This is a genomic window from Albidovulum sediminicola (assembly GCF_025751575.1).
GTDB classification, from domain to species: Bacteria; Pseudomonadota; Alphaproteobacteria; order Rhodobacterales; family Rhodobacteraceae; genus Albidovulum; species Albidovulum sediminicola.
The window spans coordinates 63,579-86,901 of sequence record NZ_JAOWLA010000008.1; the positions used below are offsets into that span (position 1 = coordinate 63,579).

Sequence of the window (23,323 nt, forward strand, 5' to 3'; positions counted from 1 at the left end):
AAACAGATGCGAAACCCCAAGGATTCTGACCCGAAGTCAAACCAGACGCCGGATTTCAACCTCTTCCGGGCGGTCGAGATCTTCATGGCCGTGGCCGAGATGCAGCAGGTCACGACCGCGGCGCGTGCGTTGGGGATGACGCAGTCCGCGGCCTCCCAACATCTCAAAAACCTCGAAACCGCCTTTGGGGTGAAGTTCATAGACCGGTCGCACCGGCCTGTGACACTCACCCATGCGGGCGGCATCCTGCAACGCCACGGATACCGCATCCTGAACGAGATCGAGGACCTGAAGGCCAATATCCGGCGGCTGAACGCGACCTCTCTGCCGGTCCTCAGGATGGGGCTCCTGGCCTCGATCGCGACGACGCTGACGCCGGGCCTCTTCGACTTCGCGGTGGAGGAGCTGGGCGTGCCGGAACTGATCCTGTCGGCGGGCCTTGCCATCGACCACCGCGCGGCGCTGAACGCGCGCCAGATCGACATCGCCGTGACCTCGGAACTGGTGCGCAACGACGAGGACGACCATGTGGTCCCAATTCTGGATGAGTCATTTTATCTCGTTCTGCCAGAATCTTACGGCGGGAACCCCAAGGACATCGACGAGATCTCCTCCCGCCTGTCGCTGGTGCGCTTCGGCGTGGCCACGCCGGTCGGCCGCCGGACTGACCAGCACCTGCAACGCTGCCGCCTGCACTTCCCCCGCGCGATGGAGGCCGACCGGTCGTCCATGGTGGTGGCCGGTGTGGCGACCGGGAAATGCTTCGCGCTTCTGACGCCCTCGCTCCTGATCGACGCGGTGGCGGAGGGCATGAAGCTGCGGATCGAACCCCTGCCCTTTCCGGGTTTCCGGCGGCGCATTCAGGTCGTCAGCCGCGACGGCGATCATCAGGCGATCGCGGAGGCGCTGGCGCGGCAATGCGCGCAGATCCTGCGGGAACACTTCGCGTTGCGCTTTCCCGCAATCGCCGATGAGGTCGAATATCACTTCCCCGCCCCGGAAGGCACGAAGGGCTAATCCCCATCATTAGTAAATTCGATGATCCACGGCACCTCTAGGCGGAAGCCTGGGCGGCTGCGTAGACTTGCCGGGACAAGGCGCAAACCCGCAGGATGCCATGCAGCAGGATGACGAAACCAGGGAAAGGCCCGCGCCTCATCGCGCGGGCAGGAGCGAGAAGATCCGCGCCCGCACCGCCCGCAACGCGCTCAGCGCGCCCTACACGATCCGGCGGATCGGACAGGTCAGCCTGATCGATGCGGAAAGCGTCGAGATCATCGAGCGGAACGCCGACCGCATCCTGGACGAGATCGGGATGGAGTTTCGCGGCGACCCCGAAACGCTGGAGATCTTCCGCAAGCATGGCGCACGGGTCGAGGGCCAGCGCGTCCGCTTCGACCCCGGCTGGTGCCGTGACAAGATCCGAACCGCGCCGCGCGTCTTCACCCAGCATGCGCGCAATCCGGCCCGTTCGATCCAGATCGGGGGCGATGCGCAGGTCTATTGCCCCAGCTTCGGCCCCCCCTTCGTCCATGATATCGAACGCGGCCGCCGCTACGCGACCATCGCGGATTTCCGCGATATCACCAAGATCCACCACCAGTTGGCGGCGGTGAACCACTCCGGCGGCGTGGTGGTCGAACCGGTGGACCTGCCGGTGCCGCTGCGCCACTTGCATATGGCGCATGCGCATCTGACGCTGAACGACAAGCCCTTCATGGGGGCCGTGACCGCCCCCGAGCGCGCCCGCGACACGATCGAGATGTGCAAGCTCGCCATGGGCGCGGAGTTCGTCGAGCGGAACTGCGTCCTTTATTCGGTCGTCAACACCAACGCGCCGCTGGTTCTGGACGAAACCATGCTCTGGGCGCTGAAGGAATATGCCCGCGCGGGGCAGTGCACGGTGGTGTCGCCCTTCGTCCTGGGCGGCGCGATGTCGCCCGTCACCATCGCCGGCACGCTGGCGCAGGTGCTGGCCGAGGTCATGGCCTCGGTCGCGCTGATCCAGCTCATCCGCCCCGGCGCGCCGGCGGCCTTCGGCACGTTCTTTTCGCCGATCTCGCTCAGGACCGGGGCGCCGACCTTCGGCACGCCCGAGGGCACGCAGTTCCAGATGTGCGCCAAGACGCTTGCCGACCGGCTGGGCCTGCCCTTCCATTCGGTCGGGGCGCTGACGGCCTCGAAGGTCCCGGACGCCCAGGCGGGCTACGAAAGCCAGGCGCAGCTGATGGGTGCGGCCATGGCCGGGGTCAACTTCATCATCCACGCCACCGGCTGCCTGGAGGGGCTGCTGACCACGGGCTATGAGAAGATCGTGATGGATGCAGACCGCTGCTCGGCGATGATGCGCTTCGTCCAGGGGGTCGATTTCTCGGAATCCGCGCAAGCGATGGACGCGTTTCGGGAGGTCCCCCCCGGCGGCCACTTCCTGGGCGCGGCCCACACGCAGGCGCTTTTCGAAACCGCGCTCTGGATGGGCGAGATGTCGGACAACGGCACCTATGAGCAATGGAGCGCCGAGGGCGCGCTGTGGGAACATGAGCGCGCCGCGCTGAAGGTCAAGAAGCTGCTGGCGGACTACCAGCCGCCGGACATGGACATCGCCGTGCGCGAAGCCCTGGACGATTTCGTCGCCCGCCGCACCCGAGAGATAGAAGGAACAAGCGCATGACCCTGCCCATCGACTGGAGCCTTGAGGGCACAGCCCGCCGCCGCGACACCTACTATGCCGCGAGCCAAAAGAAGTTCGTCCCCTTCGCGGAGCCGATGATCTTTCGCCGGGGGTCGATGCAATACCTCTGGGACGAGGCGGGGAGGAAATACGTCGATCTTCTGGGCATGAACGTCTGTGTCTCGGTCGGGCATTCGCATCCCGTGGTGGTCAAGGCCGCGGCGGAGCAGGCCGCCGAACTGACCCATTGCACCACGATGTTCTACCACCCCGTCCCCGCCCATCTGGCGGAGGAACTGGCGGCGACCATGCCGAAGGGGCCGAAGGGCGATATCGAGTGGGTGGTGCATTTCACCAACTCCGGCTCCGAGGCGATCGACCTCGCCATGGTGATGGCGCGCGGATACACCGGCAATCTCGACCTGCTGGCGCTCCGGAACGGCTATCATGGGCCCACCTCGGCCGCGCAGTCGGTGACCGGGATCGCGGCCTTCCGCCACCCCGGCATGCCCGGCAACGTCGCCTTCGTCGCCGAACCAAACCAGTATCGCGGCGTCTTCGGCCCCGGCACCCAGCCCTACCTGGACGAGATCGAGCGCACCATCGCCGTCGCCACCACCGGCCGCATCGCGGGGATGCTGGTGGAATCGGTGCAAGGCTACGGCGGGATCATCGAGATGCCGCCGGGCTACATGTCGGGCGCGGCGGAACGGGTGCGCGCGGCGGGCGGGCTTTACATCGCCGACGAGGTGCAGTCCGGCTTCGGGCGCACCGGCGATCACATGTGGGGCTTCGAGGCCGACGGCGTGATCCCCGATATCGTGGTCATGGCCAAGGGGATCGGCAACGGCTTCCCCCTCGGCGCGGTGGTGGCGCAACGGCAGATCGCCCAGCCGATGGCCGAGAAATTCATGTTCCACACCTATGGCGCCAACCCCACAAGCTGCGCGGCGGGCCGCGCCGTCCTTCAGGTGCTGCGCGAGGAGAGGCTTCAGCAGAACGCCAAGACCGTCGGCGGCGCGCTGCTTGAACGGCTGAACGACCTACGCCAACGCCATCCGGCCATCGGCGACGTGCGCGGGCGCGGCCTGATGCTCGCCATCGAGATGGTGCGGGACCGCAATTCCAAGGAACCCGACCCCGAAACCACCGCAGCCGTCTTCGAGCAGTGCCGCGAAAGCGGGCTGATCCTGTCGAAGTCCGGGCCGACGCGGTCGACCCTGCGGATGGTGCCGCCGCTCTGCCTGTCGCTGGCCGATGTCGACCAGGTGTCCGAAGGACTGGACCGCGCCTTCACCAAGGCAAGGTAGCGCCCCTATCCGGCGAAGGCGCGCTGCCGCTGGCGGCCAAGCCCCTCGACACCCAGTTCGATCATGTCTCCGGGACGAAGGTAGACCTGCGGATTCTGCCCCATCCCCACGCCCGGCGGCGTGCCGGTGGCGATGATGTCGCCCGGATGCAGGCTCATGAACTGCGAAAGGTACGCGATCACGGCCGCGACGCCGAAATGCATCGTCCGGGTGGAGCCGTCCTGGTACCGGCGGCCGTTGACTTCCAGCCACATGCCCAGCGCCTGCGGGTTGGGCACCTCGTCCCGCGTCACGAGCCAGGGACCGATGGGCCCGAAGCTGTCGGCGGACTTGCCCTTCACCCATTGGCCCGAGCGGTGCATCTGGAAGTCACGTTCCGACAGGTCGTTGACGACGCAGTAGCCCGCGACATGGTTCAGCGCCTCCGCCTCGGTGACGTATTTCGCGGTCTTGCCGATGACCACGCCCAACTCCACCTCCTAGTCGGTCTTGACCGATCCGCGCGGGATCTCCACCCCGTCATTGGGTCCGCAGATCGCCGAGGTCGCCTTGAAGAAGACGATCGGCTCATCGGGCAGATCCATCCCGCTTTCAGCGGCATGATCGGCGTAGTTCAGGCCGATGCAGACGAACTTGCCGACACCACCGACGCAAGGCCCGATGCGTGGATCGCCGGTCACAAGCGGTAGCTGCGCGGGGTCAAGCGCGCGGAGTGCCTCAAGCCCCGCATCCCCCAAGACCGGCCCGGCGATATCCGTGACCGCGTCCGACAGGTCGCGAATGTTGCCCTCCGCATCCAGCATGCCGGGCTTTTCCTGCCCCGGATATCCATAGCGCAGCAGCTTCATCCCGATCCTCGCATACCCTTGCCGGAGGCCCTGGATGACACGCCCCCGCGCGCCGGTATATCCTTTTTCGCCAGCAGTCCCCTGCCAGGGGAGACCTAGCCCGCGCGCGCCGCCAGATAGTCCAGAAGATCGGCGTAACTTTCCATCTGCGGATAATCGGCCTCCGGGATGTCGATCTTCAACGCCTTGGAAAGCGCGGTGACGAGGGTGAGAACATCGATTGAGTCGATGTCGAACTCTTCCCGCAGGGGCGCGGCGGGGTCGATCCGGTCGATGGCGATGTCCGGAGCGATGCGGTTCAACTCGGCCCTGAGGATCTGCTCGATCTGATCGCGGGTCATAGCGCCTCCGGCTGTTGCAGGTGGGTATCGATGGCCCGCAGGAACAACGCCCCCCGGTGGCCGTCGCTGACGCGGTGATCGGCGGCAAGGGTCAGGGTCGCCATGGTGCGCGCCACCACCTGGCCTGCGACGACACAGGGGCGCGGCGCGGGCGTGCCGATGCCGACGATGGCCACCTGCGGCGGGTAGATGATGCCGAACAACCCGTCGACGCCGCGCTCGCCCAGGCTGGTCAGCGTGATCGTGGCGTCCGACAACTCGCGCGCCCGGAAGCGTCCCGCGCGCGCCCGCTGGACGAGGTCCCGCACTGCTGCCATCACCGCGTCAATATCTGATCGGTCCACGTCGAAGATCGCGGGGGCGACAAGGCCCCTGCCCCGCAGGTTGATGGCAAGACCGATATGCGCGCCGCCAGCTGGGCGAAAGCGGCCGCCGATGTAGTGGCCCGCGAATTCCGGGTACTTGTCCAGCGCCCTGGCCATCGCCCGCAGGTAGAGCGCCGCCGGCACCAGCCGCGCCTCGGGCGGGCGGTCAGCGTTCCGCTGCGCGACGAAATCGAGGACCGCCGTCACGTCAAGCTGGTGGGACAGGTAATAATGCGGGATCTCGCGTTTGGAGCGCGCCATGGCGGCGGCGATGGCCTGACGCATGTCTGGCGCGGGCGGCGCCCCGGCCGCGGCATCGACATCGGCAAGCCGGATTGTCCCGTCGCGGCGCGGCGCGAGGCGGCTCAGGTCGATGCCCCGTCGCGCCGCCAGCCGCCGCGCGGCGGGCGAGGCGCGGGGCCGGCGCAGTTCCGGATAGGGTTGCTCCGGCGAGGGGATATCGGGGGGCGGCACCTCGGGTTCGGTCGACGGGGGGCCAGGCTCCGCCGGCGGCGGCACCTCCGGGGCGGGCGGTTCGGGGGCCGGATCTTGCGGTTGCGGCGCCTCGGGCTCGCCCGCCGCGCGGATCATGGCCAGGGGCGTCCCGACCGGAACCTTCTGCCCGACCCCGACCAGCCAGCCCTCCAGCCGCCCATCCTGAAAGACCTCGATCTCGATCGCGCCCTTCTGGGTTTCGACCACGGCGATGATGTCGCCGCGATGCACTTCGCCGCCCGTCGGCACCAGTTGTTCGATCAAGGTCCCGGCCTCCATATCCGCGCCGAGCGAGGGCATGAGAAACGCGCTCATGGGCGTTCCCCCATCACGGCCATGACGGTTTCGACGATCCGCGCCGGTTGCGGGATCGCCGACTGTTCCAAATGCGCGGCGTAGGGGATCGGCACCTCGGCGCTGCACACCCGCCCAAGCGGCGCGTCGAGGTCCCAGAACGCCTCCTCCGCGAGCCGCATCCCGATCTCGGCGGCCAGGCTGCCGCTTTTCCAGCCCTCGTCCACCGCGACCGCCCGGCGCGTCTTGCGGACCGAGGTGAGGATGGTTTCCATATCGAGCGGGCGCAGGCTGCGCAGGTCAATGACCTCGGCCTCGATCCCCTGTGCGGCCAATGTCCCGGCCGCCTCCAGCGTTTTCCAAAGCGATCCGCCATAGGTCAGAAGTGTGATGTCGGTGCCTTCGCGCCGGACCACGGCGCGGTCGATGTCGACGGCGCCCGCGTTCTCGGCAAGCTCCCCATCCATGTTGTAAAGCATGACGTTTTCGAAGATCAGGACCGGGTCAGGGTCCTGAAGCGCCGTCCAGAGCATTCCCCGCGCGTCCTCGATCGTGGCGGGTGCCAGAACCCGCAGTCCGGGGATATGGGCATACCACCCTTCGAGCGAGTGGGAATGCTGGGCCGCCAGCTGCCGCCCCGCGCCGGTCGCCATGCGGATCACGACCGGCACCCCGAACTGGCCGTTCGACATGTGCCGGAAGGTCGCGGCGGTGTTGAGGATCTGGTCCAGCGCGAGGAGCGAGAAGTTGACCGTCATCACCTCGACAATCGGGCGCATTCCGGCGATGGCGGCGCCGATGCCCGCGCCGGTGAACCCAGATTCCGACAGCGGCGTGTCGCGGATGCGTTCAGCTCCGAAGCGATCCAGCAGCCCTTTGGAAACCGCGTAGCAGCCGCCGTAGCGCCCCACGTCTTCCCCCATCAGGAACACGCGGTCGTCCCGCTCCATCGCCTCGGTGATCGCGGCCTTGATCGCCTCGCGGTAGGTGGTGGAGATCGGCTTGCCCGGCGGGACGAGGGCGGGCGGCTCCGGGCGGGTGTCGGAGAGGACATGCCGGGTCAGGTTTGCGACGGGTTCGTCGCTACCCGCCTCGGCGAAGGCCACCGCCGAGGCGATCTCGGCGTCTACCTCGGCGGTGATCCTGGCCACCTCATTGGCATGCAGCAGATGGTTTTCTTCCAGCCACCCCTGGAAGCGCAGGATCGGGCCCTTCTGGCGCCATTCCTCGACCTCCGCCTTGGGGCGGTAAAGCTGGGCGTCGAACATCGAATGCGCGCGGAACCGGTAGGTGCGGCATTCGAGAAAGAAGGGCTCCCGCGTTTCGCGCATCTGGGCGATCGCCCGGCGCGCGGCGGCCTCGACCGCGACGACATCCATGCCGTCCACGACCTCGGACGCGATCGCGTAGCTGCGGGCCTTGGCGGCGATGTCGGTCTCGGCCTCCGACAGCGACAGCGCGGTGCCCATCGCATAGCCGTTGTTTTCGCAGACGAACAACACCGGCAGGTCCCAGAGCGAGGCGAGGTTCATCGCCTCGTGGAACTCGCCCTCCGCGACGGCGCCCTCGCCGAAGAAGCAGGCGGTCATGGCGTCGCTTCCCTGCATCCGATCGGCCAGCGCGAGGCCCGTTGCCAGCGGCAACCCGCCCCCCACGATGGCGTTGCCGCCGTAGAAGTTGTGATCGCTGCTGAACAGGTGCATCGACCCGCCGCGCCCGCCCGCGCAGCCCTCCGCCTTGCCGAACATCTCGGCCAGGACCGCGTTCATGGGAACCCCGCGCGCCAATGCATGGCCATGCTCGCGGTAGGTCGCCACCAGCCGGTCCTTCGCCCCGAGTACCGGAATGATCCCCGCCGCGATCGCCTCTTCGCCGTCGTAAAGGTGCAGGAAGCCGCGAATCTTCTGTTCGGTGTAAAGCTCGGCGCATTTGTCCTCGAACCGGCGGATGCGGATCATCGCCTTGAGAAGCCCGCGCACATGGTCATGATCGAGATGGGGTTTGAGGCTGCCAGACGTCATTGTTCATCGCTCTCCAGGGTCGAGATATCGCCCTCCGGCAGGCCAAGTTCGCGCGCCTTGAGCAGACGGCGCATGATCTTGCCACTGCGGGTCTTGGGCAGGTTCTTACGGAACACGATCTCTTTGGGGGCAACGGCGGGGCCAAGCCGCGAGCGCGCCAACCCCAGAAGGTCGCGGCGCAGATCCTCCGACGGCTCATGCCCGGGTTTCAGCGCGACATAGGCCTTGACCAGCTGGCCTGCGGTCTCATCTGGAACGCCGATGACACCCACTTCGGCGACCGCCGGATGTTCCATGAGCGCGCTTTCAACCTCGAAGGGGCCGATCAGGTGGCCCGCGCTCTTGATCAGGTCGTCTGCGCGGCCCACGAACCAGAAATAGCCCTCCGCATCGCGCATCGCCAGATCGCCGGTCAGGTACCAGCCGTCGCGGAAGCACTTGCGGTAGCGCGCCTCCTCATGCAGGTAGCCGCGCATCATCGAGGGCCAGCCGGAACGCAGCGCCAGCTCCCCCAGCGCCATGGGTTCGTTCAGCTCATGGACGCCGTTGTCGGTCACGTCCACCACCCCGGCATCGATCCCCGGCAGGGGCTTGCCCATGGACCCCGGTTTCACGTCCATCGAAGCATAGTTGGCGATCATGATCCCGCCGGTCTCGGTCTGCCACCAGTTGTCGTGGAAGGGGCGGCCCAGCACCTTGTTGCCCCAGATCACCGCCTCTGGGTTCAGGGGCTCACCCACGCTGGCCATGAAGCGGAGGGCGGAAAAATCCCGGCCCGCGGCAGGATCCGCGCCCGCCTTCATCAGCATCCGGATCGCGGTGGGGGCGGTGTACCAGACGTTCACCCGTTCGTCCTCAAGGATGCCGTACCAGCGGGCCACGTCGAATTCCGCCTCATCCACGATCATGGTCACGCGGTTGGTCAGCGGCGCAATGATCCCGTAGGAGGTGCCGGTCACCCAGCCGGGGTCCGCCGTACACCAGAAGACATCCCCCGGCCTGAGGTCGAGCGCGAGCCGCCCGGTGGTGTGATGCGCGACGACCGCCTCGTGGACATGGACCACGCCCTTGGGGCGCCCGGTGGTGCCCGAGGTGAAATGCAACAGCGCCGAGTCCTCCGGCGCCATGGGCACGGTTTCGAACCTGTCCGATGCGGCGTCCGTCAGGGGGCCGATCGCGCGGGTGCCCTCGACCTCCGCGTCGGTCAGGAAGACCAGGCGCAGGTCGGGCAGGCGATCGCGCAGGCCCGCGACCTTGCGGGTATATAGGCGCTTTGTCGTGATCAGCGCGGCGGCGCCGCCAATCTCCATCCGCGCGTGGATGGGCTCCGGGCCGAAGGCGGAAAACAGCGGGCAGAAGACGCAGCCCGCCTTCAACGTGCCCAGCGCCGCGATGTAAAGTTCCGGCGTGCGACCCAGAAGCGCGTAGACCCGGTCGCCCACCGCAAGGCCGCTGTCGCGCAGGACGTTGGCGAAGCGGCTGGTCTCGCGGTCGAGGTCGCCGTAGGTGTAGTCGCGCCGCGCCCCGGACTTGGCGATCCAGCGCAGCGCGACCTGATCCGCGTGGCCCGCCGCGACATGGCGGCCAATCGCCTCATGCGCGATGTTGAGCCTGCCCTGCCCCAGCCCGTCGAGCGAATTGCGCGCCTCGGCCCAAGTGAAGGCCGCCCGCGCGGCCGCGTAGTCCGGCATGTTGGCGCGCGCCCGTTCGGCACAGGGTTTGACGATCCGCTCCTCTTGCATCGGCTGATTCCCGGATTGACCCCTCCCAGTCTAGGGATCGCGGCGGCGCCGGCGTTGATACCGATCAATATGCCCGCCCCGCAGGGGTATGTGCCGAATGCGCTTGAAGGAGCCTGACGATGCCCGGGTCGCTCGACCCAAAGGCCGTGCCGTCCGAAAGCCTTTGCGCGCCCGGGTCGGCGGCCGACGACCACCTTGCCACCAGTGCCGATCTGGCCGTGCGCTGGGCGCGATCCGCTTGCCGCCCGGCGATGCGGTTCCGCGCCGCGATGGAGCGGCTTATCGACGAACTGGCCAACGACATCCATGCGCTGTCCAACTCCGAGGCTTACCAGGAGTTGGCAGAGACGGCGCAGGAAGCGCGCGACAAGGTGATCGCCCAGACGGAGGAAGAGCTGTCGGAGGTGCTCAAGTCTGCCCCACGCGCGAGAAGGGCCACCGCCACGAGGTCGAGGGACCGAACCACGCGATGGCGACCACCGGACTCAACGCCGCGATCGGTGAGGTGCGGAAGGCGTTTTCGGCTGTGTCCGCGGTGCAGCGGCATCTGGACGCGGTCCCGACGCGTTTTATCCGGAGGGCAGCGTGAACCGGCGCGCCGAGGACCAGTTGCGCGCCTTCGCCAAGTCCTCGCGCGGTGGGGTGGTGGATGAGAGAGCCCACCCCTTGCCATCCCCCCCTTGTGTGATCCTGAGCGCCACTTGCCATGCCGGCGCGGAGGCCGCGATGCGGCGATCCGTCTTGTTGGCGCGGGAGGTGGCGCGAGCCGCGAAGGGCCTCTGGTCCGCAACAGGGGCGTCCTTTGGACGGTGCAGCGGCCAAGGGCACGGGTCGTCTCCTTCTCGGGCAGCAGTGTCCGGCGGGCGACGGATGCCACGATGCGCCCGGCCTTTCGCCCTGATGCGCGGCTGGTCGAAAGCGCGCTTTCCCGCCTGGCGCGGCAGCGGGCGGCTGGTTCCGGCTCTGGCGGGGCTGGCGGCGGTCGGCGGCCTTGTCGTGGTCGGCGTGAGACGCGATCCGCGACTGGCTTTCGCGCAATGCCCCTGCGGCAGAGTTGCGGCCCTGCCCCGGCAAGATGGAACGTCTGGCAGAGATTAACCGGATCAGCCCCGCGGTGCGGGCGCGGAGGCGGTGTCGGAGAACGACGCTGTCAGCCGCCGGATCGCCCCCCACAGCATGCCGCGCCGCAGGCTCGACCCTGCCCTTCACGGCCGCCGGGTCGAGGTCGTCAGCGTCGCGCCCCTGCTGGCCGATGGCTCGCTCAGCGAGCTTATCCGCCCTCCAGGCTAAGGGCCGCCTCTTCGGCAAGGGCTAGGTAGCGCGCGGCCTGCGGCACCCATTTTTCCGGCGTCCTCGGCGTAGGGTCAAGGAGGTGCGCAAGCGCCTGACGGGTGCGCAATGTCGCCCGGAACACGGTATAGAAAGCGATGAGCCGGGGCGGTGGCACCGGCCCCAGAACCATAGCGGCACGCTCGAACAGCACCTCTTGCACACCCCGCGCGCCGAGCGCCGCGCATTCCATCGCGAGCGTTGCGTATTCCTCGTAGGGATCAAGGGCGCGATGATCGGCCGAGCCTTCGAGGCAGTCGATGATCAGGACCGGCGGGCCCAGCCAGACATGTTCGGGCCGAAGATCGCCATGGCCGTCGACGACATGCCCATCGTCCAGCCGCGACAGGATCAGCCCGATGTCGTCGGCCAGGAACTGGTCGAGCAACTCGGCAAGGCGGTCCAGGTGAGGGGCAAACTCCTGGAACGGCGGTTCGTTCAGCAGATGACGCAATTCCTGGATCTCATGCCGATAGCGACCAAGATAGCGGAAATGGCCGATGGGTGGCCGCGCCGCCCCGGCGTGAAACCTCGTCAGGCGGTCCGCCGCCGCAGCGATCTCGCCCGGCGTGGCATCCCCCGACCGGATCGCCTGGTCCAGGAAGCGCGCGGCCTCAAGCCTTCGCATGTGAACCAGCCATTCCGCCGTCGCCCCGTCGCCGTCGATGGCGAAGCTGCCGCCCTGCAATCGCGTCAGTCGCGACAGCCCCAGATAGACATCGGGGGCAAGACGCCGGTTCAGCCGCAGTTCCTCGTTGCAGGCATCGCGGCGAGCGCGCAGCGACCGGCAGTCGCTGAGCGCGCTTCGGACCGGCTTCTTCGCCTTGAAGACGGCGTCACGGGTCAGAAAGACCCAAGCCATGTTGGTCTCTCTCACCTCCTCAGCCGGCGTGCCGCGGTCGCGCAGGGCGGCGGCGATCTTGGCCACCTTTGAGGGGGCCGAAGGGACAGGACCGGGGGGCACCGAGGAGGGCTTCATGCGCGCAGAATTCACGGTCGCGTGACCTTGCGCACTGACGCCGATCATCTCGCCCGCCGAATTATGTGCGTGAAGCCGCCGCCCCGGCCGACGTAGAACATCACTGAAGTCGCGCAAAGGATTGGAGGTCATAGTTCATACCGTTCAACTGACGCACGAGTGGTTCAACCACCTTCAAAGGCGCGTCGCGCAGGCCGCCCCCTGACCGGGATCAGCCGCCCTCCGCCAATACCCTCATCCCGTCGGGGTCGAGGATCACCACGGTCTGCGCCCCATCCAGCGCAAGCAGCCCGCTTTCGCGCAACTGCGTGATCGTGCGGCTGACCGTTTCAGGGGTAAGGCCCAGATGGTCGGCGATGTCCGCGCGGTTCATCGCGAGGTGTACGCGCCGATGCCGTCCCGCGCGCGCTCCGACGCGGCTGCCAAGCCAGAGGAGGAAGGCCGCGACCTTTTCGCACGCGGACCGCCGGCCAAGCGTGAGGAAATGGTCCTGAAGCGCGTGGATCTCCTCCAGCGCCGCGTTCAAGACACGCGCATTCAGGTCGGGCCAGCGCTCCGGCGGTGAAAGCGGATCGAAGCGGTGCGCGATAACTTCGCAGGGCTCCACCGCATCGCATTCGGCCGAATGCCTGCCATCGACCGGAAGGCCGACCAGATCCCCCGGCAGACCGAAGGTCATGACCTGTCGGCGCCCGTCCCGCTGGACCCGCGCCAGGCGAAGCGTCCCGGAGATGACCTCGAAAACATGCTTAGCCGTGTCGCCCTCGTAGAACAGATGCTCCCCCTGCCGCAGGTGGCGCCGGCATCCCTCGGGGGCTTCCCGGGCGCGTTCGCGTTTCAGGACGGGGCAGGATTGGAACGACAGGACATTGCAGGCAGTGTTCGCAAACATGATGGCCCCCTAGCGGTATGCGCGGTATATTGGTTGCGACATGTCGCAGAAGTATCTTTGGCCCTGTATCAAAGTGTAATTGCCGCGCTTGCCGCTTGCCGTTTCCTTTCGGGAAAACAATATGTCCCAGAACAATTAGACATGTGGTTCCGGATGAGGAGGGGTCGTGGTCGGGAAGTCCATCCTGGTCGTCGAAGACGATCCTGGCGTGCGTCAGCTCCTGCGCCGGAGTCTTGAGGCCGACGGCTTCGCCGTGAGCGAGGCCGAGACGGGCGAGGCAGCCATCGAGATGGTGCAAAGGCAGTCGTTCGACCTGATCACGCTCGACCTGAACCTTACGGGCGCCGACGGCCTGGACGTCGCACGGCGTGTCGGCAAGATATCCAACGTCCCGATTGTGATGGTGACGGGCCGCGGCGACGTCATCGACCGGATCGTCGGGCTGGAACTGGGCGCGGACGACTACATCACCAAGCCCTTCCACCCGCGCGAGGTGCTGGCGCGCATCCATTCGATCCTGCGCCGCTCCGGGGTCGAGGGGGCGGGCAAGCCCGCGACCCCCCTGGCCGGACCGCCGCGCGAATACGCCTTCGCAGGGTTCCGGGCAATCCCTGAAACGCTGGAACTTTTCGACGCCGAGGGCGCGCCCATCGAACTGACCGCTGGCGATTTCCGCCTGCTCACGGTCTTTCTCGACCACCCCAGGGAGGTGCTGTCGCGCGAAAGGATCATGAACCTGGTGAACGGCTTCGAATGGGCGCCCCTCGACCGGACGATCGACAATCAGGTCGCGCGCCTTCGCAAGAAGATCGAGGCGGTGCCCAGCGCCCCCAAGCTGATCAAGACGGTGCGCGGCGTGGGTTACACCTTTGCGACCGAGGTCTTCGTGTCGTAGCCGCTAGGCCCGGCTGTCGGGCAAAAGGGCCTTCAGTCGCGCGGCAAGCTCGACCTGGCGGTAGGGCTTCTGCAAAAGCTGCAATGTCTCGTCGCTTTTCCCGGGCGGCATCATTTTCCCGGGCGGCATCAGCAGATCACCGGAAAACCCCGAAGTCATGAGGATCCCGACCCCCGGCCGTTCGGCCCTGATCCTTTGCGCGAGATCGAAGCCGTTCAGCGGCCCCGGCATGATGAAGTCGGAGAATACGGCGGCAACCTCCGGATGCTGTTCCAGAACGTCCAGGGCTTCGGCCGCGCTCGCGGCGGCAAGCGTCCGGTAGCCCAGGGCCTCGATCCGCTTGTTTGTCAGCGTGCGGATGGCGCGATCGTCCTCGACAACAAGGATGACGCTGCCGTTTCCGGCCCCGGTCTGGCTCTCGCAGGCGGGCTCGGTCCCGCGCGCGGGCGGGTCCGCGACCGGCACCGGGAAATAGAGGCTGACGGTCGTGCCCAGACCGACCTCGCTGTAAAGGGTTACCTTGCCCCCGGCCTGCCGGGCAAAGCCCTGGACCGTGGCGAGGCCGAGGCCGGTGCCCCGCCCCGGCGCCTTGGTGGTGAAGAACGGCTCGAAGGCGCGGGCCTTGACCTCGTCGCTCATCCCCTTGCCGTTGTCGGTGACGGAGATCCGCACATAGCGCCCCGGCAGCAGCCCGACCTCGGCAAAGCCGAAATCGTCAATGCGGACATCGGCGGTGCTGATCACGATCTCGCCCCCGTCGGGCATCGCGTCCTGCGCGTTGACGACGAGGTTGATCAGCGCATTCTCGAACGCGGAAGGGTCGATGTCGATCTGGTCGATCGTCGAGCGGTAGACGTAGCGCACCGAGGTCTTGGGCGACAGGATACGATTGAGAAGCCTGAGCGATTCCGAGATCGCCTGATTGACCCTGAGGCGGACCGGGCTGACGGGCCCGTTGCGGCCATGGGCCAGCAGCTTGCCGATCAGCTTGGTCCCGAGCTCCGCCGCCGACATCGCCTCATCCAGAAGGGCGTGCTGCTTGGGGTCGGTGATGCAGTTGCCCAGAAGCTCCAGGTTGCCGATGACGATGGTCAGGATGTTGTTGAAATCATGCGCCACGCCCCCGGTCAGCTGGCCGAGCAGTTCCATGCGCTTGGCCGCCTCCATCGCGCGCTGGCTGGCATTGCGCGCCGACAGATCGCGCATGATCCCGACGAAGACCGGCGCCCCGTCGAGGTCGCACCGGCCGATATTCAGATGCACGGGGCAGATGCTGCCATCCTTGCGAAGCGCGTCGAGATCGCGGCCGTGGCCCATGATCCCCGCCTCACCGGTCCTGAGGTAGTCCCCGATCCGGCGCCGATGCGCGTCCGCGGCGACGTCAGGCACCAGCAGGTCTATCGACTGACCCAGAAGCTCCTCGGGTTCATACCCGAACATCGCGCTGGCGGCCGGATTGATGCGGGTGACAAGCCCATCGGCATCGCAAACGACGATGGCATCCACAGCCGTCGCGAGGATGGTGTCGAGCAAGACGACGCTTGATGCCTCACACGACATCGGCCGGAATCTCCCAGGTTGGACGCGCCGGCAGCCTCGCCCGTTGCGACGACGGCGTCAACCGCCCGCAAACAGACGGCTTTCAGGCTCGCAGGTATCCAACCGGCTCCGCCAGTCCGGGCGCGCCCGTCTGGTCAAGCTCCTGCTGCATGGCGATATGTGAGGTCAGATCCGCGAGCGTCACGACGCCCAAGAGCCGCCCCTGCTCGGCGACCATGTACTTGCGCGGGCCGCCGGTGATCATGCGCCTCATCACGGTGCCCATCTCCAGGTCCGGGGGGATGGTGTTCGTCTCGTCGCTGCTGACATAGATGTCGGCGACATGGGTATCGTCCCAGTTTTCCCGGTCGATCGCGCTGATCAGTCTGGCATCGACATAGCCCAGAAGCTGCTCGCCTTCGGTCACCGGCACGAAGCTGCGCGAGTGGCGCAGGATGATCCGGTCTATCGCCTCGGCGAGCGTGTCCTCCGGCTTTGCGGTGTGGAGCGAGCCGCTCATGAACTGCGCCACCGTTCCGCCCGTCACCTGGGGCGCTTCCACCAAGGGTCGCTTCGGCAGCCTCGGCGCCTGCGGCGCGGCCAGGAACAACAGGATACCGATCAGCACCTGCCAACCGCCCACGATCATGGCCCCCGAAAACAGTGAGACGAAGCCCGATCCGACCAGAAGGAGGGCGACGAGCGCGGAGACCTGACCCGCCTCCCGCGTCGCGGCGGCCAGATCGTGCGAGGCGCGCCAGCGCGCGGCCCTCAGGATGCGACCGCCGTCCAGTGGATAGGCGGGCAGCAGGTTGAGCGATGCCAGCGCGAGGTTGATCAGCGCAAGGTATTCCAGCAGCGCCAGAACCGGCGGCGAGATGCCGGCCCGTGACAACGCCACAAACGCCACCCAGGCGAGCGCGCCCAGCGCGAACGGCACCGCGAGGCCCGCGATCGCGATCCGGAGCTCCGAACCCGCGCTTTGCGGCGCCTCTTCGGGCATGGCAACGCGATCGGGCGCCAGATCGTGCCGCAGGACGCGACCCTGCGAGACCCTCCGGCGAGCCAGGGCCTGGGCGACGTCGTGCAGAACGATGCTGCCGAAAAGCCCCGCCGTCGCGACGATCGCGAGCAGAACGTGATCGCCCTTGCCAAGATCGGGAAGGCGTCCAGGAAAGAAGCCAGACAACAGCGACCAGACCATCAGCGCGGCGACAAGAATCCAGGCAGGGTCGAGCCTGATCTCGGCGCCGAAAAGATCGATGGACCAAACCGCACGCGCAAACATCGCTTACCCTGCCACATGCTTCTTGAAGGTAATTTTATCAACCTCCGATCCGGGCCAATTGATCCCGATCATGCGGCCGCCGTTTCCGGGCACCGACCTGCGAGGCAAAGGCGATTCTCTCCGCTTTGCCGCCCCACAACCCACGGATTGCGCGGTCTTTTGGCCGTTCTCGATGCTGCGGCCCAATCTCTGGGCGGAATCGTTTAACAAAACGCATATAATAGAACGTATTCTATTAGATTATTGCGATTTTCACATCTCGCTTGAAGATAGGGTATGCGATGCCGCATTTTTGCCGCATTGTATGGACGACTCCAAGCGAGGAATCTGACATGACAAGTGTGTTGATCGAAACGGCCGATCGGCCGAGCACGCTGTACGCCCCCGAAGTCGTCGGCGTTTTCAAATCCTACGAAGCACTGCAAGCCACCTACAGCGACCTGCGCGCGGTCGGTTTCAGCCGGTACGATGTCGACCTTCTGGGCCGCAAGGACGCGCTGGCAAAGACGCTCGGCAACCGGTTCTGGTGGTCGCGCGAAGTGGAAAACGATCCTACCGTGCCGGTTTCAGCCTTTGTGCCCGAAGCGGCGATGGAGGACTACAAGGCCTTCCTGAAGTACGGTTTCGCCTTCATGGGATCCTACATCGCCATGGCGATGCTGGTAACGCCCGCGAGCACCCTTGCCGCGTCGATCTCGGTGGTGTCGATCGAGGGCATCCCCGGCGACGTGATGGGGGCGATCCTGGCCCATCGCAGCGGCCAGCACCTCAAACCCTTCTACGAGGACAAGCTCCACAAGGGGGGGATTATGATGTGCGTGCGCGCCACGACAGCCGAGAAGGAGCGGCGCGCGGTCGCGATCATGGCCGAGCGGTCCGGGCAGGACGTCAACATCCACCGCTGGATCGACTAAGCCGCCCCTAGGCTGCCGCGTCGGCGGCGATGGTCATGCCAAGGGGGCAGGACCCGGCGGCACTGTTATGCCTCAAGGCGTGAAACCCGTTGATATCCGGGATCATGGCTCAAGGGCGCCGGTCGCGGCGCCCTGGCCACGGGTTCGGTGTCGAGGTCACCTTGGCTGACAACACGCGCCTTGGGCATAGCGTCGCGGCAGAGGGAACGGGCGCCGCTGTGCGTTTCGAACATGCGGCGCCCCGGATTGGCTCCCGGCTTCTCTTGCTGTCCGACGCCGCCATGACGCTGGAGGTTGCAAGCCTGCCCAGCCGCGAAGCCGCATGTGCTGGTCCTGAGCCTCTCCTCCGAGCTTCGGCTCGGAATGCCGGGCGCGATACCGGGCAACCCCTGACCGCCCCGACGGGCATGGCGCTGCTGGGGCAAATGCCGAACATCTTCGACGAGACCATCGACGGCAAGCCCCCACCGGTGTGCGCTTCCGCGCGTGCCGTGCAGACGGCGCTGGCGGAATAGAAGGACCTCAACGACATCATCCCATGCCGGGGTTCGAGGAGCTGTCGGAAAAGGACGCGCCATCGTGCGGCGCGCGCTGGAACGGTTCCCGACGCAGCCCTTCTTCTCGACCGCAGGGATGACCGGGAAGCCAGGGCGATGACCTCGACACTCCATCTGGGCGCGATAGCCGGGGCGGCGCAGAGCCTTGGTCTGTTTCACCTCGCTCTGGCAGGCGGCCCAGGCGCTGCCGGCGCTGATCGCGGTGTCTGCCTTCTCGCTCTCGCGGCGCGGCCTTTGGGGCTAACTGCCCACTGATGTCCGGCCCTTGCCCGTGATGCTCCCCATCAACATCGTCTCCGAGATCTCCCGCGCCATCGCGCTGGCCGTCCGGCTGAACGGTCGTTTCATGAGCGGGACGGTCATCGCCGGCACCGACAGCAGCATCGCGCCCTTCTTCTTCCCCCTGATGATACAGGTTCTGGGACTGCGGACCGGCCTGATCCAGGCCTATATTTTTGCGGCCCTCGCGATGGGCTTCATCGCCTCCACCGTCCGTCCGGACAACGGACCCGCGCCCTCCCCCAAGCTCTCCAACGGAATGGAGCCCTGAAAAGGATGCCGCGGTCCGGTTCGCCATCGTCTCGATCATCACGGCCGGCCTGACGGTCGCGATCGGCGCGATCGCCTCGGCCACGGCAGAAGGGGCGTCGGCGCACGTCGAAAACTCGACCGATTTAACCCCGGCGGCACGCGACCGGATCGCGCGCGCGCTTCATGATCACATCGCCGAGGGGATCGACGTTGACTACCGCGCCGCAGAGGACGCGCCGGTCGGGATGTGGTTGACGCCGGGCCGCCCGGTCCTCGAATGGTCAGCGGCGCGCGACTTGGATCGGGTCGAGACGCTGGTATCCGATAGCCTCGTCACCACGGCCAGCCAGGCGGTCGATGCCGCCTGAACGCTCCTCTCTGCCTGGCGACGTGTTCGCGGGACCTTTGGACCGCATGACCCGCATCGTGGCGTAAACCCGGACCGAGGTGGAGCTTGGCAGCGTCGCCCGCGTGCTGAGCGTCGGAAACGGCAGCGCCCGGATCGCGGGCATACCCGAGCTGCGGGCAGACGTGCTGGTGAGCTTCGAGCGGGCCGAGACCGGCATAGCGGCCAGCCTGGGCACCGACCGGTCGGGCGTCATCGTCCTTGGCTGCGGCGATGGGATACGCCACGGCGGCAAGGTTACCCGACTCCGGCGCGTGATCGGCACGCCGGTTGGTGGTGGGCTTCTGGGGCGGGTGATGGGCGCGCTTGGCCAGCCGCAGGGCGACCAGAGACGGGTCCGGAATGGTCACCCATCGAGCGGCCGCCGTCGCCCCGTTCCAAACCGGGATCGCGGCGGTCGATGGCGGCGGCGCCCTGACCGCGCACCCGGTGACGGAGACGCAAGCGCAGAACATCTCCGCCTTCATCCGGACCGAATTGATCTCGATCACTGACCATCGGATCTGTCTCGCGCCCGACCACTTCGAGAAGGGGCAGTTGCCCGCCCTGGACATCGGCAACTCGGTCAGCCGCGTCGGCGGCAAGGCGCAGCTTCCCGCCTTCCGCGCGCTCGCCGGGGACCTGCGGCCTTGCTGCGCCCAGGTCGAGGACTCGGAGACCTGCGCGCGGCTCGGCACCCAGATCGACACTGAGACCCGCCGAAAGCTTGGTCGCGGGCGGCGCGATCGACTCCGGGCCTGCCGCGATACGAGGAGCAAGCGAGGGCGGCGATGCAATCGCTTGAAGACGCGTCCGCGCATCTGCAGACGACGCGGGAAATCCACGCAATGGTGCGCGCGACAAGGGCACTGTCCGCGCCCCGGATCCATCAGGTTGTTGGCGCGGCGGAGGCCATCGGCGACTTCGAACACACGATCGAGATGGGGCTGCGGATCGTGCTACGCGGAAAGGGCGTCACGGCATGACCCCGGCCCGAGGGCGGCGGGTCCGGCCTGATCACGTTCGGCTCCGACCGGGTTCGCCTGCGACCGCCCGCGCACGGGGCGAAGCCGCGCCCCCCGCCATTGGGTCCGATCGCTCTTTTCCTGGCCGATCGGGCAACCATCTTCACGCTTCTTTACAGACCTCCGGCAGAACCGCGTGCGAGTGAACATGCGGCGCGCCGAACGCAGTATCGGAGAACACCGTGACGCGCTGATGGATGCCTACCGCCTGTTGCGCCAGGGAGCGATTACCCGCGAACTGCGCGACATCCTTGCCGGGTTCGAGGCGGCCCGCCAAGGCCTTGATGCCGACGGCGCACCCTTGCCAGACGAACGGTCCCGCGCGATATAGCGCCATGGCGCCCGCACATCCCCAGGCTGAAATCTTCGACGTGATCTGCGTGGCCCAGGCCGGGCGTCTGGCCTATGAGGCGGTGATCTTCGCGGCCACGTTCCGCGCCGCCAATCCCGGTTTCGAGGGGCGCCTGGTGATGGCGGAACCTGAGCCCGGCCCTCTCTGGCAGGATGAGACGCGCCTTCCCGATGCGATCCGGGGCGTGCTTGACCGGCTGGGCGCAGAGATCGTGCCCTTCGAGAGCCGCCATTTCGGCCAGTCCTATCCCTATGGCAACAAGATCGAGGCGCTTTCGATCCTGCCGGGGGACCGCCCCTTCGTATTCTTCGATACGGACACCGCCTTCATGGCGCCCCTGTCCGATGTCGTCTTCGAATTCGATCGACCCGCCGCCTCAATGCGGCGCAAGGGCACCTGGCCGCAGATCGAACTTTACGGACCGGGCTACGGCCAGATCTGGAAGTCGCTCTACGACAAGTTCGGCCTCGACTTCGAAAGCTCTCTCGACCGGACGAAGCCGGATGAGCACTGGGAACGCTATCTCTATTTCAACGCGGGCTGGTTCTTTCACCGCGACGCGCGGGTCTTCGGCCAGCGGTTTCTCGACTACGCGCTGGCGATCCGCGACGATGCGCCCGACGCGCTTGTCTGCCAGTCGCTCGACCCCTGGCTGGACCAGGTGGCGCTTCCCCTCGTCATCCATTCACTGGGCGGCGGACGGCCGGGCCGGGGTCTCGACGGGCTCGATGGCAGCGTCAGCCGCCACTATCGGGTGCTGCCGCTGCTTTACGCCAATCGCGACGACCGCGCGATTGCGGCGATCGAGGCAGCCCTGGCGCCGAACTGGATCAAGAAGGTCGTGAAGGAACATGAACCGATCCGCAAGTTCATCTACCAGAGCAAGGGCGCCGAAGTCCGCGCCATGTTCGAGGGCGAAGCGCTGCCGCCGCAGGAACAGGCAGTCCGCAACCGGCTGAAGAAGGCGAAGCTTTGGCTGCGCTGAGCCTCAATCCCTTGAAAAAGCTGCGCACGAAACACAGGTGCTGGCCAAGAAGCCCGGGAACCGAGACCATGAAATCCATGCTGATCCTGCCGCTCTGCGCGCTCGCCGCCCTGTCCCAGCCCGCGTTTGCCGAGACCCGTCTGCCCGCCTCCCAGGCCGAAATCAGCCTGAGCTTCGCGCCGCTGGTCAAGGCGACGGCCCCTGCGGTCGTCAACATCTACGCCCGCAGGATCGTCGAGCAGCGCCAGAGCCCCTTCGCCAACGACCCGTTCTTTTCGCAGTTCTTCGGCTTCGGACAGGCCGCGCCAAGGGTCCAGAACTCCCTTGGCTCGGGCGTGATCCTGCGCGCGGACGGGATCGTGGTCTCGAACTACCATGTCGTCGGCGGCGCCGACACGATCCGCGTAGTCTTGTCGGACCGGCGCGAATTCGACGGGCGGGTGATCCTGTCCGATCCCGGCGCCGATATCGCCGTGATCCAGCTTGAAGACGCCTCCGGCCTGCCGGCGCTGGACCTGGCCGACTCCGACCGGGCGGAGGTCGGCGATCTTGTCCTGGCCATCGGCAACCCCTTTGGCGTCGGCCAGACCGTGACCTCGGGGATCGTGTCGGGCCTTGCCCGCTCCGGCGGGGGCATGGGCCAGGGGGGCGGTTATTTCATCCAGACCGATGCGCCGATCAACCCCGGCAACTCCGGCGGGGCGCTGATCGACATGACGGGGCGGGTCCTCGGGATCAACAGCCAGATCGTCACCCGATCGGGCGGATCGAACGGCATCGGCTTCGCGATTCCGGCGAACCTTGTCCGGCAGTATGTCAGCCAGGCCGAAGCCGGCCGCACCGAGATCGAGCGCCCCTGGTCGGGGATCGAGGTCCAGGTCGTGGATGCCGCCATGGCAGAGGCCATGGGCATGCCCGCGCCGCGCGGCGTCGTGATCACGCGCCTGCATCCAGAAAGCCCCTTCGCACATTCGGGACTGCAAACCGGCGATGTCATCACCTCGGTCGGCGGCCTTGATGTCGATGGACCGCAGGAGCTTGAGTTCCGCCTGACCACGATGGGAACCGGCGGCACCGCGCCGGTCGCCTACTGGCGCGACGGGCGCATGGAGGAAGCCGATGTCACCCTCTCGCCCGCGCCGGTCTCCGATGCGCAAAGCCTTCGCATCACGGCGAACACGATCTTCGACGGGCTTTCGGCCGCGATCCTGAGCCCCGCTCTGATCCAGAAATACGGGCTGCCATTGTCCGCCGAGGGGATCATCGTGACCGGCGTTGGTGGCGCCGCGCGGGGAACGCGGCTGCAAAGCGGCGATGTGATCCTTGCGATCAACGGGGTGGAGATCCGCTCGCTCCGCGACCTCGAAGCGGTTGCGAGCCAGCCAAGCCGGCGGTGGCAGATCACCTTCGTTCGCGATGGGCAGCGCCTGGTCCTCAGGCTGCGCGGATAACCGCCGCCCAGACCCCTCCCGCGCATGTGATTTCCGTGTGAACGGTGAATGGCCGCACAATAGCCCCACCCGGAAAGGAGGCCATCATGACCTTTGCCGCCATCCTTGCTGCCC

General features: G+C 66.9%; 21 protein-coding genes and 3 pseudogenes. 14 read left to right on the top strand and 10 right to left on the bottom strand.

What is annotated here, in order from left to right:
* Positions 1 to 6 precede the first annotated feature (6 nt).
* The 3 genes from OE647_RS09935 (at position 7) to OE647_RS09945 (ending at position 3,981) form a co-directional block, all read left to right on the top strand.
* Positions 7 to 1,017, top strand: coding sequence for a LysR family transcriptional regulator (locus OE647_RS09935; protein WP_263721576.1), 1,011 nt, complete (start codon positions 7 to 9; stop codon positions 1,015 to 1,017).
* 100 nt (positions 1,018 to 1,117) lie between these two features.
* Positions 1,118 to 2,671 (top strand): trimethylamine methyltransferase family protein, encoded by a 1,554-nt coding sequence (locus OE647_RS09940; RefSeq protein WP_263721577.1) that lies wholly within the window; start codon positions 1,118 to 1,120, stop codon positions 2,669 to 2,671.
* The gene (locus OE647_RS09945) at positions 2,668 to 3,981 is read left to right on the top strand and encodes an aspartate aminotransferase family protein (RefSeq protein ID WP_263721578.1); all 1,314 of its coding nucleotides are present in this window, start codon (positions 2,668 to 2,670) and stop codon (positions 3,979 to 3,981) included. The genes OE647_RS09940 and OE647_RS09945 overlap by 4 nt, the downstream gene beginning before the upstream one ends.
* A gap of 5 nt (positions 3,982 to 3,986) precedes the next feature.
* Here the strand turns inward: OE647_RS09945 and OE647_RS09950 are convergent.
* The 5 genes and pseudogenes from OE647_RS09950 to acsA all read right to left on the bottom strand — a co-directional run bounded on the left by OE647_RS09950 (position 3,987) and on the right by acsA (position 10,087).
* A pseudogene (locus tag OE647_RS09950) lies at positions 3,987 to 4,829 on the bottom strand (ureidoglycolate lyase).
* Between the two features lie 95 nt (positions 4,830 to 4,924).
* Entirely contained in the window at positions 4,925 to 5,170 is a 246-nt protein-coding gene (locus tag OE647_RS09955; protein ID WP_263721579.1) for an acyl carrier protein, read from the bottom strand.
* Positions 5,167 to 6,345 (bottom strand): dihydrolipoamide acetyltransferase family protein, encoded by a 1,179-nt coding sequence (locus OE647_RS09960; protein ID WP_263721580.1) that lies wholly within the window; start codon positions 6,343 to 6,345, stop codon positions 5,167 to 5,169. Before OE647_RS09960 ends, OE647_RS09955 begins: the two co-directional genes overlap by 4 nt.
* Positions 6,342 to 8,345, bottom strand: coding sequence for a pyruvate dehydrogenase (acetyl-transferring) E1 component subunit alpha (gene pdhA / locus OE647_RS09965; RefSeq protein WP_263721581.1), 2,004 nt, complete (start codon positions 8,343 to 8,345; stop codon positions 6,342 to 6,344). Before pdhA ends, OE647_RS09960 begins: the two co-directional genes overlap by 4 nt.
* Positions 8,342 to 10,087 carry an acetate--CoA ligase gene (gene acsA / locus OE647_RS09970; RefSeq protein ID WP_263721582.1) on the bottom strand — a complete coding sequence of 582 codons (1,746 nt, stop codon included), beginning with the start codon at positions 10,085 to 10,087 and terminating at the stop codon, positions 8,342 to 8,344. Before acsA ends, pdhA begins: the two co-directional genes overlap by 4 nt.
* 1,131 nt (positions 10,088 to 11,218) lie before the next feature.
* On the opposite strand from acsA, the gene OE647_RS09975 reads away from it, so the two are divergent.
* Positions 11,219 to 11,377: a hypothetical protein gene (locus OE647_RS09975; RefSeq protein WP_263721583.1), complete on the top strand. Its 159-nt coding sequence runs from the start codon at positions 11,219 to 11,221 to the stop codon at positions 11,375 to 11,377.
* Here OE647_RS09975 and OE647_RS09980 read toward each other — a convergent pair.
* Together OE647_RS09980 and OE647_RS09985 are read right to left on the bottom strand one after the other, a co-directional pair.
* A complete protein-coding gene (locus OE647_RS09980; RefSeq protein WP_263721584.1) occupies positions 11,358 to 12,344 on the bottom strand; it encodes a hypothetical protein in 987 nt (328 codons plus the stop codon). The genes OE647_RS09975 and OE647_RS09980 overlap by 20 nt on opposite strands.
* Positions 12,345 to 12,606: 262 nt before the next feature.
* Entirely contained in the window at positions 12,607 to 13,287 is a 681-nt protein-coding gene (locus OE647_RS09985) for a helix-turn-helix domain-containing protein (RefSeq protein ID WP_263721585.1), read from the bottom strand.
* Between the two features lie 166 nt (positions 13,288 to 13,453).
* Here OE647_RS09985 and OE647_RS09990 point away from each other — a divergent pair, with 166 nt between their 5' ends.
* Positions 13,454 to 14,182, top strand: a complete 729-nt coding sequence (locus tag OE647_RS09990; RefSeq protein WP_263721586.1) for a response regulator — start codon at positions 13,454 to 13,456, stop codon at positions 14,180 to 14,182.
* A 3-nt stretch (positions 14,183 to 14,185) separates the two neighbouring features.
* Here the strand turns inward: OE647_RS09990 and OE647_RS09995 are convergent, their stop codons facing one another.
* Entirely contained in the window at positions 14,186 to 15,742 is a 1,557-nt protein-coding gene (locus OE647_RS09995; RefSeq protein WP_263721587.1) for a PAS domain S-box protein, read from the bottom strand.
* 82 nt (positions 15,743 to 15,824) lie between these two features.
* Entirely contained in the window at positions 15,825 to 17,009 is a 1,185-nt protein-coding gene (locus tag OE647_RS10000; RefSeq protein ID WP_263721588.1) for a CBS domain-containing protein, read from the bottom strand.
* 332 nt (positions 17,010 to 17,341) lie between these two features.
* Here OE647_RS10000 and OE647_RS10005 point away from each other — a divergent pair, with 332 nt between their 5' ends.
* The 7 genes and pseudogenes from OE647_RS10005 (at position 17,342) to OE647_RS10025 (ending at position 20,382) form a co-directional block, all read left to right on the top strand.
* On the top strand, positions 17,342 to 17,923 hold the full coding sequence (locus OE647_RS10005; protein ID WP_263721589.1) for a hypothetical protein: 582 nt from the start codon (positions 17,342 to 17,344) through the stop codon (positions 17,921 to 17,923).
* Positions 17,924 to 18,084: 161 nt separating this feature from the next.
* Positions 18,085 to 18,438: a hypothetical protein gene (locus OE647_RS10010; RefSeq protein WP_263721590.1), complete on the top strand. Its 354-nt coding sequence runs from the start codon at positions 18,085 to 18,087 to the stop codon at positions 18,436 to 18,438.
* Positions 18,439 to 18,754: 316 nt separating this feature from the next.
* Positions 18,755 to 19,030 carry a F0F1 ATP synthase subunit A gene (locus OE647_RS10015; protein WP_263721591.1) on the top strand — a complete coding sequence of 92 codons (276 nt, stop codon included), beginning with the start codon at positions 18,755 to 18,757 and terminating at the stop codon, positions 19,028 to 19,030.
* Between the two features lie 226 nt (positions 19,031 to 19,256).
* Positions 19,257 to 19,379, top strand: a complete 123-nt coding sequence (locus OE647_RS20175; RefSeq protein ID WP_412174941.1) for a hypothetical protein — start codon at positions 19,257 to 19,259, stop codon at positions 19,377 to 19,379.
* Between the two features lie 103 nt (positions 19,380 to 19,482).
* Positions 19,483 to 19,605, top strand: a pseudogene (locus OE647_RS20180) (hypothetical protein); the annotation flags it as partial.
* A 154-nt stretch (positions 19,606 to 19,759) separates the two neighbouring features.
* Positions 19,760 to 19,927 (top strand): annotated as a pseudogene (locus OE647_RS20185) (hypothetical protein); the annotation flags it as partial.
* A gap of 260 nt (positions 19,928 to 20,187) precedes the next feature.
* Positions 20,188 to 20,382, top strand: coding sequence for a hypothetical protein (locus OE647_RS10025; protein ID WP_263721593.1), 195 nt, complete (start codon positions 20,188 to 20,190; stop codon positions 20,380 to 20,382).
* A gap of 142 nt (positions 20,383 to 20,524) precedes the next feature.
* Here OE647_RS10025 and OE647_RS10030 read toward each other — a convergent pair whose 3' ends face one another.
* Complete coding sequence (locus OE647_RS10030; RefSeq protein ID WP_263721594.1) at positions 20,525 to 20,758, bottom strand: hypothetical protein; 234 nt, start codon at positions 20,756 to 20,758, stop codon at positions 20,525 to 20,527.
* Between OE647_RS10030 and OE647_RS10035 the strand changes: the two genes are divergently transcribed.
* Positions 20,757 to 21,758, top strand: coding sequence for a hypothetical protein (locus OE647_RS10035; RefSeq protein WP_263721595.1), 1,002 nt, complete (start codon positions 20,757 to 20,759; stop codon positions 21,756 to 21,758). The genes OE647_RS10030 and OE647_RS10035 overlap by 2 nt on opposite strands.
* Before the next feature lie 68 nt (positions 21,759 to 21,826).
* Positions 21,827 to 23,209 carry a trypsin-like peptidase domain-containing protein gene (locus OE647_RS10040; RefSeq protein WP_263721596.1) on the top strand — a complete coding sequence of 461 codons (1,383 nt, stop codon included), beginning with the start codon at positions 21,827 to 21,829 and terminating at the stop codon, positions 23,207 to 23,209.
* Positions 23,210 to 23,323: the final 114 nt, after the last annotated feature.

What these genes read in the sequence shown, in the direction of transcription:
- OE647_RS09935 (WP_263721576.1), top strand. Translation starts at nt 7, where the DNA reads ATGCGAAACCCCAAGGATTCTGACCCGAAGTCAAACCAGACGCCGGAT.
- OE647_RS09940 (WP_263721577.1), top strand. Translation starts at nt 1,118, where the DNA reads ATGCAGCAGGATGACGAAACCAGGGAAAGGCCCGCGCCTCATCGCGCG.
- OE647_RS09945 (WP_263721578.1), top strand. Translation starts at nt 2,668, where the DNA reads ATGACCCTGCCCATCGACTGGAGCCTTGAGGGCACAGCCCGCCGCCGC.
- OE647_RS09955 (WP_263721579.1), bottom strand. Translation starts at nt 5,170, where the DNA reads ATGACCCGCGATCAGATCGAGCAGATCCTCAGGGCCGAGTTGAACCGC.
- OE647_RS09960 (WP_263721580.1), bottom strand. Translation starts at nt 6,345, where the DNA reads ATGAGCGCGTTTCTCATGCCCTCGCTCGGCGCGGATATGGAGGCCGGG.
- pdhA (WP_263721581.1), bottom strand. Translation starts at nt 8,345, where the DNA reads ATGACGTCTGGCAGCCTCAAACCCCATCTCGATCATGACCATGTGCGC.
- acsA (WP_263721582.1), bottom strand. Translation starts at nt 10,087, where the DNA reads ATGCAAGAGGAGCGGATCGTCAAACCCTGTGCCGAACGGGCGCGCGCC.
- OE647_RS09985 (WP_263721585.1), bottom strand. Translation starts at nt 13,287, where the DNA reads ATGTTTGCGAACACTGCCTGCAATGTCCTGTCGTTCCAATCCTGCCCC.
- OE647_RS09995 (WP_263721587.1), bottom strand. Translation starts at nt 15,742, where the DNA reads ATGTCGTGTGAGGCATCAAGCGTCGTCTTGCTCGACACCATCCTCGCG.
- OE647_RS10000 (WP_263721588.1), bottom strand. Translation starts at nt 17,009, where the DNA reads ATGTTTGCGCGTGCGGTTTGGTCCATCGATCTTTTCGGCGCCGAGATC.
- OE647_RS10005 (WP_263721589.1), top strand. Translation starts at nt 17,342, where the DNA reads ATGACAAGTGTGTTGATCGAAACGGCCGATCGGCCGAGCACGCTGTAC.
- OE647_RS10015 (WP_263721591.1), top strand. Translation starts at nt 18,755, where the DNA reads ATGCTCCCCATCAACATCGTCTCCGAGATCTCCCGCGCCATCGCGCTG.
- OE647_RS20175 (WP_412174941.1), top strand. Translation starts at nt 19,257, where the DNA reads ATGTGGTTGACGCCGGGCCGCCCGGTCCTCGAATGGTCAGCGGCGCGC.
- OE647_RS10025 (WP_263721593.1), top strand. Translation starts at nt 20,188, where the DNA reads ATGCAATCGCTTGAAGACGCGTCCGCGCATCTGCAGACGACGCGGGAA.
- OE647_RS10035 (WP_263721595.1), top strand. Translation starts at nt 20,757, where the DNA reads ATGGCGCCCGCACATCCCCAGGCTGAAATCTTCGACGTGATCTGCGTG.
- OE647_RS10030 (WP_263721594.1), bottom strand. Translation starts at nt 20,758, where the DNA reads ATGGCGCTATATCGCGCGGGACCGTTCGTCTGGCAAGGGTGCGCCGTC.
- OE647_RS10040 (WP_263721596.1), top strand. Translation starts at nt 21,827, where the DNA reads ATGAAATCCATGCTGATCCTGCCGCTCTGCGCGCTCGCCGCCCTGTCC.